This is a genomic window from Pseudoalteromonas sp. JSTW (genome assembly GCF_013423925.1).
GTDB classification, from domain to species: domain Bacteria; phylum Pseudomonadota; class Gammaproteobacteria; order Enterobacterales; family Alteromonadaceae; genus Pseudoalteromonas; species Pseudoalteromonas lipolytica.
In genome coordinates this window covers 2,113,387-2,126,748 of sequence record NZ_CP058972.1, presented here as the reverse complement: position 1 = coordinate 2,126,748, position 13,362 = coordinate 2,113,387, and the positions used below count along the sequence as shown (strand labels likewise).

At 41.2% G+C, this 13,362-nt stretch carries 10 protein-coding genes; 3 read left to right on the top strand and 7 right to left on the bottom strand.

Annotated features, from left to right (window positions below):
* Positions 1–19 precede the first annotated feature (19 nt).
* On the bottom strand, positions 20–676 hold the full coding sequence (locus GZH31_RS09720; protein WP_074989299.1) for a nitroreductase family protein: 657 nt from the start codon (positions 674–676) through the stop codon (positions 20–22).
* 103 nt (positions 677–779) lie between these two features.
* On the opposite strand from GZH31_RS09720, the gene GZH31_RS09715 reads away from it, so the two are divergent.
* Positions 780–1,718, top strand: coding sequence for a LysR family transcriptional regulator (locus tag GZH31_RS09715; protein WP_036967684.1), 939 nt, complete (start codon positions 780–782; stop codon positions 1,716–1,718).
* A gap of 166 nt (positions 1,719–1,884) precedes the next feature.
* On the opposite strand, the gene GZH31_RS09710 is transcribed toward GZH31_RS09715, so the two are convergent.
* From GZH31_RS09710 to GZH31_RS09690, 5 genes are all read right to left on the bottom strand, one after another.
* Complete coding sequence (locus GZH31_RS09710; protein WP_180310918.1) at positions 1,885–3,327, bottom strand: serine hydrolase domain-containing protein; 1,443 nt, start codon at positions 3,325–3,327, stop codon at positions 1,885–1,887.
* Positions 3,328–3,516: 189 nt separating this feature from the next.
* On the bottom strand, positions 3,517–4,380 hold the full coding sequence (locus GZH31_RS09705; RefSeq protein ID WP_180310917.1) for a D-Ala-D-Ala carboxypeptidase family metallohydrolase: 864 nt from the start codon (positions 4,378–4,380) through the stop codon (positions 3,517–3,519).
* An 8-nt stretch (positions 4,381–4,388) separates the two neighbouring features.
* Positions 4,389–6,008 carry a murein L,D-transpeptidase gene (locus GZH31_RS09700; protein ID WP_036967694.1) on the bottom strand — a complete coding sequence of 540 codons (1,620 nt, stop codon included), beginning with the start codon at positions 6,006–6,008 and terminating at the stop codon, positions 4,389–4,391.
* 320 nt (positions 6,009–6,328) lie between these two features.
* On the bottom strand, positions 6,329–9,481 hold the full coding sequence (locus GZH31_RS09695; RefSeq protein WP_036967697.1) for an efflux RND transporter permease subunit: 3,153 nt from the start codon (positions 9,479–9,481) through the stop codon (positions 6,329–6,331).
* 3 nt (positions 9,482–9,484) lie between these two features.
* Entirely contained in the window at positions 9,485–10,657 is a 1,173-nt protein-coding gene (locus tag GZH31_RS09690) for an efflux RND transporter periplasmic adaptor subunit (protein WP_036967700.1), read from the bottom strand.
* Between the two features lie 162 nt (positions 10,658–10,819).
* Here GZH31_RS09690 and GZH31_RS09685 point away from each other — a divergent pair, with 162 nt between their 5' ends.
* Both GZH31_RS09685 and GZH31_RS09680 read left to right on the top strand, forming a co-directional pair.
* The gene (locus GZH31_RS09685) at positions 10,820–11,068 is read left to right on the top strand and encodes a YkgJ family cysteine cluster protein (protein WP_180311637.1); all 249 of its coding nucleotides are present in this window, start codon (positions 10,820–10,822) and stop codon (positions 11,066–11,068) included.
* Positions 11,069–11,175: 107 nt separating this feature from the next.
* On the top strand, positions 11,176–11,427 hold the full coding sequence (locus GZH31_RS09680) for a hypothetical protein (protein WP_065978689.1): 252 nt from the start codon (positions 11,176–11,178) through the stop codon (positions 11,425–11,427).
* 51 nt (positions 11,428–11,478) lie between these two features.
* Here the strand turns inward: GZH31_RS09680 and GZH31_RS09675 are convergent, their stop codons facing one another.
* The gene (locus GZH31_RS09675; protein WP_180310916.1) at positions 11,479–13,317 is read right to left on the bottom strand and encodes a TonB-dependent siderophore receptor; all 1,839 of its coding nucleotides are present in this window, start codon (positions 13,315–13,317) and stop codon (positions 11,479–11,481) included.
* Positions 13,318–13,362 lie beyond the last annotated feature (45 nt).

The window sequence follows — 13,362 nt, the reverse complement described above, 5'->3', positions numbered from 1 at the left end:
AATACACGGCATGTAGCGCTTAAATCACTGAAATAATAGTATCTTTATCTAAACGCGATTTTGGTAATGCAGCATTATAATCTTGCTCAGGTTCGTGATAGCCAATTGCCAAAGCAACTTCACAGACATACCCATCTAGCTCATCAGCGAAAAGCTCACCGAGTAAATCTTTATCAACCCCTTCCATCGGAGTAGAGTCAATGCCTAAACGAGCCACGGCATGCATGGTATTGCCTAACGCAATATACGTTTGTGACTTAGTCCACTGTGCATTATTGCCTTGTTCATCGGTATTTAAATCAACAAAAGCAAAGGCACCAAAAGCGCTTTCTTTGTTTTCTGCTTTTGTACGTCCATTAGCAATGTCTGCCTCTATGACTTTTTCATAATCTTCACGTTTGTAGCGAGGGTTATAAGCAAATAATATAGTGTGTGAGGCGGCCTTCGCATGTAATTGATTAAACTGAAACTTGTTTGCAAAGCTGTCGTGTAAACGCTGTTTTGCTTGGTCTGATTCAATTACTACGAATTTCCATGGTTGCGAGTTAATCGATGAAGGAGTTAAGCGCAGTGCTTCTAAAATAACGGCCAAATCATCTTGGCTAATGCGTTTAGTTGCATCGTAGCGCTTGCTTGTATAACGGCGTTGTAAGTCTGAAATAATAGGGTGTGTCATGTAATTGCTCCCGCATGTATAACAATATGACTGAGTGTACGCCTTGCATACTTAGCGATAAAGCGCATAATTCAATAAACATTATCAAAAAATTTTAGTTAATATGTTGGTTGAAGATCTGAAATTAATCCTCAAGGTCGCTGAATTCCGCAGCATTACTACCGCTGCTGCAAAACTAGATATGCGCTCAGCAACAGCGAGTGCAGCAATAAAGCGTGTTGAAGCAGCACTCGGTACTGAGTTATTTGTGCGAACAACGCGTCACTTGCGTTTATCAGCAGCTGGTGAGCGCTTTTTGCCTCAATGTCAGCAGGCAATTGCCATGCTTGAGCAAGCAACTCTTGCATTAAAAGGCGAGCATGATGAAATTGAAGGGGAGCTTAGAGTGGCGTTATCATCTGATCTGGGCCGTAATATGATTATTCCTTGGCTTGATGAATTATTAGATGAGTACCCTAAACTCAGCTTGAGACCGCATATCAGTGATAGTAATGTTGACTTTTACCGTGATTCAGTCGATTTTGCACTGCGCTATGGCTCGCCATCAGATTCCAATCTTTATGGTTTCAAAATTTGTAATGTGCCACGTATATTATGTGCAACCCCAGACTATTTAGCCAAGCATGGTATGCCTAAGCACCCAAATGACTTAAAACAACATCAGGGGCTTTTTTATCAACTGCAAGATATCATTAATAATGTCTGGGATTTTACTGACGGCACAGAACGTTTTAAGGTAAAAATGCAAGGTCGCCGTGCCTCTAATGATGGTGATTTAGTCAGACGATGGTGTGTTGCAGGTAAAGGCCTTGCAGTTAAATCATGCATTGATATCAGTGATGATTTGCTTAATGAACGTGTGATACCTGTTATGCAAGACTATCCACATTTATGTGCAGAGCTGTGGCTTATCTGTCCAAGTCGGCAATCAATTACACCTGCTGTTCGTTTAGTTCGGGATATATGCCGCGAAAAAACCAAAGCTATACTCAATCAACTGATTGAAAAGGGTATTTTAGATAAGCGGGTACTCGATAACTAATTATTTTAAGTATAGAATAACGAGGCTTTTTCATCTTTATGGCTAAGCAACATTCTCAGAGCAGGGTGAAATTCCTCTCAGGCTTTATACTTTAAATTAAAGTGAGCCCGCGAGCGCTTTAGCCATGCTAAAAGTAAAAAGAGGCCACGTGGCGTGGCTTCTTTTGTTATTGCAGTTTTTCAATCGCGTCGTGTGCACTGTTACTTTCTGGGTCTAGCGTGAGCGCTTTTTTGTAACTTGCTAATGCTTTTTGTTTATCACCGGCTGCTAAATATGCTTCACCTAAACTATCAAACGTATTTGCGGAATCTGGATAAGATTGATTGTTGAGTTCAAACACCGTGATTGCGGCGTCTAGCTCACCCATCTGCATTAATTCATAGCCAAAGTAGTTTAGCGACCTTTCTCTTGGCGTATTACCATCACTCACCATTTGCTGATAGGTTTTCTTTAGCCCTTCAATACCTTCACGTTTAAATACGTTATAAAGTTTGCTATCTATATGCTCTGTCGCTTTTTCGTAGGGTTTGCCATAGTAGATTGCAAGTAGGCCATTAGTCATGGGGGTGAGTGGCGCACCACCGGTATTATTTAAAATGATAACCAGTAATTTGTCTTCGATGATCCTACTTATAAATGCATTAAAACCATTGATGCCACCGCCATGTTGAATACGTGTCAGGGGTTTTCCATAGGTGCTTTTATCAAGGTTAGTTACTTCCCAACCAAGCGCATAATTTCTTTGCTCAGACACGTGATACATCTGCTGTTTATATTCTTTGTTCAATAACTTATCTGAGTAAAGGGCTTGATCCCATTTTAGTAAATCTCGTGCTGTTGAATACATAGACCCAGCAGCATACGGGATAGACATATCTAAGTAGTCTGTATTGCTGTAGCCAGTTAGGCCATTGTCGTAACCCGATACGCGAAATTTAATTATTTTATTGTGAGAATCATAGCCAGTGTCGTTCATTCCGAGTGGATCTAAAATATTCTTCTGTAATACGTCTTTGTATTTTTGACCCGTTACCTTTTCAATTACTGCACCTAAAATAAAGTAGCCTGAGTTGCTATAACGAAATTCAGTGCCGGGTTCGAACAATAGATCATCACTGCACAATAAGCGGATAAATTCATCAACGCTGTAGTTGTTTTTACTATATTCGTCGCGAAATGTTTTTAATTGAGTGTAATTACTAAGCCCAGAAGTATGGTTGAGTATTTGTCGAAGAGTAATTTTTGCTGCGATATCTTGCCTGTAATCAGGAAGGTACGTTGCCAGAGGTTCATCAAGTTTGAGCTTACCTTGTTGCGCAAGTTGTAAAATGAGCATGGCAGTAAATTGTTTTGTAATCGAACCTATTCTAAATTTACTTTTCTCGCTGTGCTCAATATCCCATTCAAAGTTTGCGTAGCCATAACTTTTTTCAAACAGTACTTTTCCATCTTTAGCGACTAGTACATTGCCATTGAACTGCTTGTAGTCATGAAAACCTTGAATAAAGTGAGCCATCTCAGTTTGCATATCTTGGCTGCGGGCAAGGCTTGTAAAAATAATTATTGAAATGATAAAGAGTAGTTTTATGTAATTTATAAATGTTTTCATTGCTGTCCTTATGATGAATCTAATCCATTCTAATTCCAAAAGAGGCAGTCTCGTTTTAGCCGTGACACTATGTGAGCGATGGATTTTCTATTTAGTGTGATTTTTGTACTAATTCACAATAGCTTAGTCTTTATCTTATTGGAATATAATAGAAACATTCTATTACAATTCATTTATTAATAGAGTGTCTTACCACCTTGCGGTAAAGCCACGGTTGTCTATGTGTACAAAACCACCATGATGAGCCGCAGGTATATAGCGGCCAATACCGCCAGTGTAGCGGCTTTGCTTTTGAAATTTTTCGAACAGTTTATAAAGTACATCGACATCGGCAATGGTGAGCTTGCCATCACCGTTTAAATCGTCCATGCGTCCATCGCCGTTTTCATCGATGTATAAATCAAAGGCATCACCATATTGATGACGACTGTGTCGTCCATTACCAATAGAGCGGTTGTAATGAGGCGTACGATAGCCACTGATAAAGGCAAATTTAGTTACTTTAATCCCTTCACGTTGCACAAATTTAAGTAAATCTTCGAGCATCATTAACCCGTCGTTATTAACATAAAGGTATTTTGGAAAACCACTCACTTGTTTACAAATCACATTTCTAACTTGCACATGAGGTGTTAATTGGCGTGTTAAATCCTGCTCTGTTATTTCAATAAGCCCTGATGGGGCACTGTACTGTGGGTTGTTTTTGTATGGAGCAGGGTACGTGCCAATTTGGTAATTATTCAGTACTTTGTTTTTGGCGTTAAACGGCTTTTTTACAATAACCATTAAGGTGCGTTCAGCGTGTGAATTTGCCAGTACTAAAGAATAAAACCCTGCTTTTTCAGGAGCATAAACGGCGAGGCTTGCTGGGCCTAACCGTTCTGTTTTTACATCTGACACATCGGTAGCAGAAAAGTCAGCCGTGTTATCAAGGGTGAGCACTTCATTCGCATCCATTACAATACTGTGCAGCGAGTTGTTGAGCTCAAGTGCACTGATAGGCAGCGTTATGCATGCAAACAACGTACTGATAACCACTAGGCTAAATTTCATAAATACCTCTAGATTGAATCATTTGAAAGTGGCTTAGTGAGTTTTTTTAGTAATACAGGATCGCGATTATACACATCAGAGTAAAAATGCAGTCCATCATCTGTATTTGCAGCCACGGTCCAATACATTAAAAAGACATCAAGCGGGTTTGACAGGGTTACTTTTTGTGTCTCTTTAGCAGAGATAGCGTCATCAATTTTACTGCGAGACCAACCATCCGAGGTTCCTAATATTTTTTCAGCGAGTGTGAGTGGCTCATCAACCCGCACGCAACCATGACTGAATGCACGTTGGTCTTGCTGGAATAAACTTTTTGCAGGAGTGTCGTGCAAATAAATTGAGTATTTATTTGGGAACATGAATTTGATTTGTCCCAGTGAATTATTTTCTGAAGGTTGCTGTACAAACCAATACGGGAAGTTTTTGCGGCTCGCATTAGCCCAGTCAATGCTCTTGCTATCTACGGGGTTACGGCGGCTATCTACTACCACAAAGTCCTTTTCATTCAGATAGTTGGGGTTATCTTTCATTTTCTTAATAATCCCTCCAGAAATACTCCGTGGTACTGTCCAAGTCGGGTTCATTACTATGTAACTCATTTGCCCTTTGAATATGGGGGTTTTTGTGTAGTTTTGGCCTACAACTACATTGGTTTTCCATTGAAGTTTGTTATCTTCGAACAGATAAAGCATATACCCCGCAATATTAACGATTAAAAAACGCTCGGTAATGGTGTTGTCTACCCAGCGAATGCGCTCTAAATTAACTAAGATATCATTAACATATTCACTGTAATCTCTATTGAGCAGCTTTATGGTTTCATTTCCTATTACACCATCGTCAGCAACTTGATGTAAATATTGGAATTTTTTAACAGCCTCAACAAGTTCATTGTCGTAACTGGTTTCATCTGAAATTCCAGAAGAGTAGTAGTTTAAGCGTTGTAGTTTTTGTTTTAATAGTGGCACAGCGGGGTCTGATTGACCGGGTTTTAATACCTTATTTTGTAATGTGATATTCGCAAGCTCACCTTTGGTGTCAAGTTCGCGATAAAAAACCAATGCATCTTTCAAGGTTTTATAGTGGGGCAGAGTGGGTTTTAAATCATTAAGGCCTTTTTCGAGGCTTTTTGATTTTACATGTTTAAGCAGCGCTTTTGCAGCGGCATCTGGGGTGACATCAGACTGCTCGTAATTCCATGTGTCGGATAGTAGTTTAGGGTTCACTTTACCGCGAATCAGGTGTTTTGCGTAAGTCATGATGGCATCGGTCATCAGCACATCGAATTGTGCTTCGACGGCTTGCGTGCCGCGCTTGTCAATTTCTTTTGCCAATGCCATCAGCGTGTCAAAGTGGTAATCGTTAGGGAAAAGTCCTTCAAGCTCAGCTTGTGCAATTAAATTAAGAGCTTGTTTTGTGTACGCAAAATCAGACCAAACACGTTCAAAGTTATTTGCTTTGTAGGTGGCAACAGTCATTTCAGGGGAGTGGATTAGTTCGCTTTCTACAGAATGAGATTCGCCAATTAAAATAGGTTCAAGCTGTTGTTGTAAATATGGGTTTTCAGCCAGCGCAGGAATACAAAAAGATAAACAACTAACCAAGGCAGTGTAGCGAATAAATTTCATAGCTATGTCCTTATAACGTGTTTGTAAGAGTGACACTAATTAGCATTAATACTTAATTATTCAGAGGGGTAAAACCTGATGCTGACAGCGTTAAAAATTTCTGATTTTGAACAACGAAATTTTGCAGTGCTCGCGACGAGGGTTTTCGCCTAAAAATAACTCTTAGAATATGCAAATTAGTATTCTTTGAATTTGTTTCTTTTTTACACACTTAAGCTTAGCAAAGTTATGAAAATTTTAGGAACATATTTGTTTATTTTTTAACAAAAAACGCTTGGTAAGAAAGCTTACCAAGCGCTTGGTTGGGATAAGGAGAGGGCTTAGTTACTCGATGTCTGTAGTGGGGCATCAGGCGTTGTTTTTTTGCCTCTTAGTTTAGCAATTAAACGCTTGAAGTCTTCTAATGCCACGTACTGACATGGAATTAAAATTAATGTAATCACGGTCGCAAATAACACACCAAACGCCAGCGATACAGCCATTGGGATAACTATTTTGGCTTGTAAACTGGTTTCCATAATTATTGGCAATACACCTATAAATGTAGTGATCGACGTTAATAAAATGGCTCTAAAGCGGCGTGCCCCTGCTTGCATTACTGCCTCTTTAATTGCGACTCCTTCTGCTCGGGCTTTATTAACAAAATCGACCATTACGAGTGAATCATTCACAACTACACCTGCAACCGCAATAATGCCGAACACCGACAGGCTGCTCATGGTCATCCCTAAAATCATGTGACCAAACATGGCACCAATCACACCAAATGGAATAACCGACATGATAATAAATGGCTGAGAATATGAGCGAAGTGGAATCGCTAATAATGCAAAAATAATCATCATCGACAGAGCAAAATCACGTACTTGCTCAGCCACACTGTCCATTTCTTCTTGAATACGTCCTGCTACATTACTTTCTACACCTGGGTAGTTTTTAAGTAGGCTGGGTAAATACTCATCACGAATTTCTTTTGCGATTGCAAATGGTTCTGCTTGCTCGGTATTAACCGCAGCCCACACATTAACAGTACGCTTTGCATTTTCTCGGCGAATACGGTTAACCCCATCTACGATATTTACTTTAGCAACTTCTGCCAGCGGCACTTCAACACCCGTTGGCGTAATGATACGTGCATCGGTAATGTCGCTCACAGCATTGCGTGATTCTCGTGGATAGCGAATCATGACTTTGATCTCTTCACCTTCGCGAAGAATACGTTGTGCCTCTAATCCGTAGTAACTAAAGCTCACTTGCGAAGCAACATCAGACAGTGTAAGACCTAAGCTATACGCAAGAGGTTTAAGTTCTAGCTGTACTTCATCGGTCGCCGATTGTAGTGAGTCATTAACGTCACCAACACCTTCCATGCTGTTAAGTTTCTCTTTAAGTTTTGCTGCGACTTCTTTTAGTTTGTTAATGTCTTTGCCTTCTAAGCGAAAACTTACATCGCCATCATCACGGCCGCCATTCATTATGCTGTCTTGAATGTTAAGTGTTTTTACACCAGGCAGTGGCGGCATTTGTTCACGCCATAACGCACTTAACTGAAATGTATCGATAGGGCGTAAGTCAGGCTCAACTAAAATAGCCATAATATTGGCATTGGTGCGACCTCGTAAGCTGACTGATAAGTCACGGATCATCGATTGACCATACTGCTCTTGCAGTTGCTTATCGACATTTAATATGACGTTTTCAATTGTTTTTGCTGTCTCAAGCGTTGCTTGCTCAGATGACGATAAGTTCATTTCGACTGAGATGCGCGGAAAGTCATGCGGAATTTTAGGGTTCGCAACAAACTTCACTAAACCACCTGCAAACATACCACCGCTCACAATAAGGACACAAATAAAGCCAACAATAACGGTATATCGATAGTGGATACAGTGACCAATAAATGGCGTGTAATAATTATCGACAAAGTTTTTCAAACCGTTATCCATACCTAAACGCAAACGATGTAAAGGGTTTTTTGGGTTGGCAGGCTTATTTTTCATTGCCGCTAGGTGAGCTGGTAAAATAAGTTTCGATTCAATCAAAGAGAAAATTAAACATAAAATAATTACCCCACCAATGGCTTTAGAGAACGCAGAACCAGGTCCCGACGCCAGTGTTTGCGGTAAGAATGCAGCAATGGTTGTTAGTACACCAAATGTAGCAGGAATGGCAACGCGTTTTACACCACGCACAACGTTATCAAGGCTATGGCCGTGTTTTTCAATTTCAGCACTGGCTGACTCACCGACCACAATGGCATCATCAACGACGATCCCCAGAACTAATATGAAGGCAAACAAGGATGCAAGGTTAACGGTGATATCTAAAAAGCCCATTGGCATCATTAAAAAAGCACCTAGGAAAGACACAGGCAACCCCATCATGACCCAAAATGCTAATCGCAATGGCAAGAATAGGGCGAGTACCACCATCACCAAAATACCCCCCCAAATCATATTATCGATCATCATATTTAGACGACCTTCAAGGTAGTAAGTTAAATCGACAATAGGTGATAATTTTACACCCTCTGGTAAGAGTGGGGCTTTATCAGCAAGGTACTGTTTAAGAACCGCTGCAACTTTGGTGATATCTTGATCTTTAGAGGCATTAACTTCAAACGTTAATGAGTTTTTGCCATTGTATTTTGAGTATTGCAGACCCTCTTCAAAGCCATCGTTCACGGTGGCTACATCGCCAAGTAGCACTTGTGCGCCATCGGGTAGGTGCAATAACGGGAGGTTCTCAAACTCTTTACCACGGTAAGCTTGGTTTTCAACACGCATTGAAATATAACCATTTTCAGAGCGAATTTGACCCGCCGACATATTTGCCGAAAAGCTACGCACGGCAGTCGCAATATCCCGGAACGTTAAACCATACTCGCGCAGTTTATCAGGGCTTATTTCAATGCCAATTTCATAATTTAGGCCACTGTGAAATTCAACTAAGTTGATTTGCGGTAACGCTTGAAGTTCATCTTTTATGTCGTTACCCAGCTCTTTTAGTTGGTAATTGCTCATATCGCCATAAAGCGCCAAGATCATGACTTCTTGCTCGTACTTATCACGGCGAACAATAGGCCGTTCCATCTCTGCAGGAAAGGTATTAATTGAGTCAACTTGCATCTTGATTTCGTCAAGCACTTCCTGCGGATCGTATTGTTCTTCAATTTCGATCCAGGCTTGTGAAAACCCGCGGTTTGAGTAAGTAATTAAGCGTTTAATACCTTCGAGTCCTTCAAGTGACTCTTCGACTTTTATGGTGATGCCTTCTTCTACTTCTTGTGGAGCAGCACCCGGATAAACAGCTTGAATGCTGATCCAGTTACTTTCAAACTGTGGGAACATCTGTTTACGAACAGACATAGCGGTCAGCAAACCGCCTACTAAAATAAAGATCATGAGGAGATTTGCTGCAACAGGGTTGCGAGCAAACCACGCGATTAAACCTTTTTCTCTTTGCGTGGTCATGACTTAGTCCTCTTTTAACGCGAGTTGCGTGGTTGGCGCGCTTAACTCAGCGTTATCTAACTTTACAGCCATCCCCTCAGTGGGGTACTCAAGGGCTGAGGTAATGAGTTTTTCGCCATTCGCAAGGCCGTTATCCGCGATCACCATACCATTTTGTTCACGCACGATATGAAGGGTTTTAAATGTCAGTGTTTCGCCTTCTTGTAAAACGGCAATTTTGTTGTCTTTTACTAAGTGGTGTGGCACAACAATGGCATTATCTAAAGCGCGACCTTGAATAGTCGCGTTGATGTATGAGCCAAAACGTAATGGATTTTTTTGCTGGTAGGGCGTAGCAACTTGGGCAACTAAATAATTCATTCGACTGCGTTGGTCTACCACACCTTCAGTGCGAACAATGGTAGCTTGCCATGTGGTTTGTTTACCAGCAAACTCGGCGCTAATAGAAACGTTTGCACCAATACCTTGATTATCCAAATACTGTAAGTCTTTATCGGCAACGGGTAAGCGGATTTCAGCAAGTGAGGTAGAACTTAAACTGCCAAAGCTGTTACCCGGGTTAACAACACTGCCTAAACTAATTAAGCGTTCTTCGATAATGGCATCGTAAGGGGCTTTAATATAAGTACGTTCTAAGTTGCGTTTAGCACGCTTAACGCTTGCTTGCGCTGCACGGTAATTAGCAAGTTTTTCAGCGAGTTGTGGTTTACGTAGGTAAAGTTCAGAGGGAATAACTTGATGAGAGTCGCCTTTGATACGATCCCACTCAGCTTGCGCAACAGAAACTTGTGCACGTTCAATCTCCAGTGCAGAACTTGCTTGTGCAAGCCCAGCTTCGGCTTCGATAAGTGCTGCTTCGTAATCATTTGGGTCAATTCGTGCTAGAATGTCGCCTTGCTTAACAAATCCGCCTTGTACAAACTGATCAGAAAGCGATACAACTTGGCCGCTAACTTGCGCTACAAGCTCGGTGTGATTCTTTGGCTTAACAATGCCGTACGATTTTACATCGAGAGTAATCGTATCGAAGCTCAATGGTTTAATCGATACAAGCGGACGCGTATCTTGTTCTGGTTTTTCGACAGGGGCTTGCTTCATTGAGGCAAACGCAAAAGCCATTCCTAAGCCGCCGACTAAAACGGCAATAGGGAGAATGATTTGTTTTTTACTAGCCACGGGATATTCCCTCACGGTTGACGGTAATGATTAAATTTAAAATTTGTTAGGCTAAGCATACGCAATAAAGTGTTTACAAGGCGTTTGAAGATGTAACAAACCATTACACATATTACAAAGACGCGATAAAGGTTCTTAAAGAGGTACGTGATGACAGATAAAATGGCATGTAGATTAGGCTGTGGCGCCTGTTGTATTGCACCTAGTATTAGCTCACCCATTCCAGGGATGCCAAACGGCAAAGCGGCCGGAGAGCGCTGTATTCAGCTTGATGAGAATAATTTGTGTAAATTATTTGGTGATGCCTCAAGGCCAAAGGTGTGTAGCGACTTTTCTGCCACGATAGATGTGTGTGGCACGACTAACGAACAAGCATTGTATCTAATTACCGAACTTGAACAGATGACATAAATTTGGCTGTTGTTTCTGAAAAGCTTTAAACAATATTTATCATAAAACATTTAGCAAGCTGGTTCTATTTTAGTTACGATACACTGATTTTGTAATTAAGGAAGAATATGAGACACACATCCAATGAAGCGTGGTTATTTTTGTTGTTAGTTGTATTAGCTATTGTCATGCCATTCATTATCGGTTTAGTGGTGGTAAAAACTTACCGAAGATTTAAACCCATAGAACAGGCTGATACGGATTCTGTATCGATTATGAGTTCGATTGAAAGCAAAGATAGTTTTTTTAAAATATTATTTGTGGGTTTTTTAGTTAGCTCTCCGATATTTTATGGCTTATACCATTCATTTTTAGCTTAAGAATGTAACCGAAAATGCCAGTCTTATTGACTGGCATTTTTGGTTTGTGAACTACCAGCTATACGTAGCGCTTAGTGTGTATTGCTCGCCGCGTCCTGGAGTGCCGGGGACTTCTTCGAATGATTCATCCCATATGTTGTCTGCTGCTAAAGTAATAAACACATTTTCAAGCTGAGCTGGAGTGAATTTTAGCGTCAGTTGCGTAAAGAAGGCTTCATCGCTTGAGCGTCTCAGGCGATTGCTGTGCTGTTTACGCCATTCATTATCAATACGCAGTTCAAGTACGTCCATTGGTTGCCAAACTGCACCGAGTGTTAAACGGTGATCTGGATAGTTTAGGGCGTAAAAACTCGCATCAATATCCGCTGCGCCATAATCTTCGGACTTTTCTAAATAGGTGTAGCTGGCAATAAGCTCGGTGGTGTCAAACGACTTATTAGCTAGGAACTCAACCCCTAAAGTATCAATATCAACAGGGTTGGCAAAACGCGCTGAGGTTGCATCAAAGCGGTAGGTCCAGTCAGTGAGGTTTTTATCTTTACGATAAAATATCGCTGAATCTAAGCGCCATGTTTGCTCTTCAATTAGCAAGCCTAACTCGAGGTTGTCGGTCGTTTCGCGCTCAAGGTTGTAGTTACTTCTGAATAAACCACCTGTTTCGCTGCCACCAATCGCTGTATAACCTGGTACTTGAGTTGCCTCTGCGTATGACGCATACCACGTGTGTTCACTGCCATTTTGATTGACAACTTTAAGGCTCGCATCAGCAATGAAGGAGGTATCTGAACGATCACGATTTGTGTTATCAAATGCTACACCCGCACGCACGGTAAGCTGTTTATCAGTAGCAAGTGCTGTTGTGTATTCTGGCAATACGCTTAACTTCGTGTAATTGCGTGAAGTAAAGTTGTTTTCAAGAGAAGTAGACTCAATAGAATCTGCAATAAATTGCCCTGAGTAGTTAATTGCATATGCCGTGTTGAGTGCGTGGCGGCCCGATAACCCCAGTGATTTTACCGTTGTTTCGTGAAAAGCTTCAAAAATAGCGGGGTTTTCACGTGATAATACATAGTGATCGTTATGTTTACGATAATAACCGGTCACTTCAAATGTATTGCTCGCACCGTACAAGTGTTTGTGATTTAACATTACCAAAGTGGTTTCAAGATCTTCGGTTTCATTAAAATTAAACGGCGTGTATAAGTTGGGCCAACCAAAAAACTTTGCTTGTTTACCGAACATTAAATCAGTTTGTGAAGTGTCACTTGCCAGTTGAATGCGTGCCGATGCGCGTTCAAAATCATGGTCACCATTCTTAATAGAACCATCACTTTTTGAATGCGAATACTCACCTTCAAAGCCTAAGCGCCAATCAGGCATGCTCTCAAGCTTTTGGCTGTGCGCTGCATGAATACTCTGTAAGTTAAAGCCATTGCTACCAATCCCTAACGAAGCACTCCCCGTGCTTGTAATAGGTCGCCAGCCAAATGAAACGGTCCCTACAGAGCTATTCATGCCATATAGAGCGTTATCAGCACCGGTTAGAACCGCTGGGCCTGCTAGCATCTGCGGTGCAATAGGAATTTCTGCAAAGTAATGCCCTGACTGTGGATCGAATAAGGTGCTGCTGCCAACACGAAAGCCGGTATTTTCAAAAATACCACCCCGTATCGTCACATCGGCTTGTGCCTCAGCCATATTACGTGATTGTAAGTCGACACGTGGGTCGTATTCTAAATTTGAAACGGGCGCATCAAAGGTGCCAACAGGTTCTTTATTGGCTGTTGCTGATACTTCAACGGTGATTTGTTCAATGTTGTTTGCTTCTTCTGCAAACAGTGAGCAAGTGACGAATAATGCAGGAAGTGTGAAGTGTACCGCTCGTACCATCTAAAACTCTCTTATGATTACTGTGTTGAGAGCAGTGGGGTTAAT

Bases quoted from the DNA above. Each gene is read 5' to 3' on its own strand.
- GZH31_RS09715 (WP_036967684.1), top strand. From the start codon at position 780: ATGTTGGTTGAAGATCTGAAATTAATCCTCAAGGTCGCTGAATTCCGC.
- GZH31_RS09675 (WP_180310916.1), bottom strand. From the start codon at position 13,317: ATGGTACGAGCGGTACACTTCACACTTCCTGCATTATTCGTCACTTGC.
- GZH31_RS09705 (WP_180310917.1), bottom strand. From the start codon at position 4,380: ATGAAATTTAGCCTAGTGGTTATCAGTACGTTGTTTGCATGCATAACG.
- GZH31_RS09680 (WP_065978689.1), top strand. From the start codon at position 11,176: ATGAGACACACATCCAATGAAGCGTGGTTATTTTTGTTGTTAGTTGTA.
- GZH31_RS09710 (WP_180310918.1), bottom strand. From the start codon at position 3,327: ATGAAAACATTTATAAATTACATAAAACTACTCTTTATCATTTCAATA.
- GZH31_RS09720 (WP_074989299.1), bottom strand. From the start codon at position 676: ATGACACACCCTATTATTTCAGACTTACAACGCCGTTATACAAGCAAG.
- GZH31_RS09685 (WP_180311637.1), top strand. From the start codon at position 10,820: ATGGCATGTAGATTAGGCTGTGGCGCCTGTTGTATTGCACCTAGTATT.
- GZH31_RS09695 (WP_036967697.1), bottom strand. From the start codon at position 9,481: ATGACCACGCAAAGAGAAAAAGGTTTAATCGCGTGGTTTGCTCGCAAC.
- GZH31_RS09700 (WP_036967694.1), bottom strand. From the start codon at position 6,008: ATGAAATTTATTCGCTACACTGCCTTGGTTAGTTGTTTATCTTTTTGT.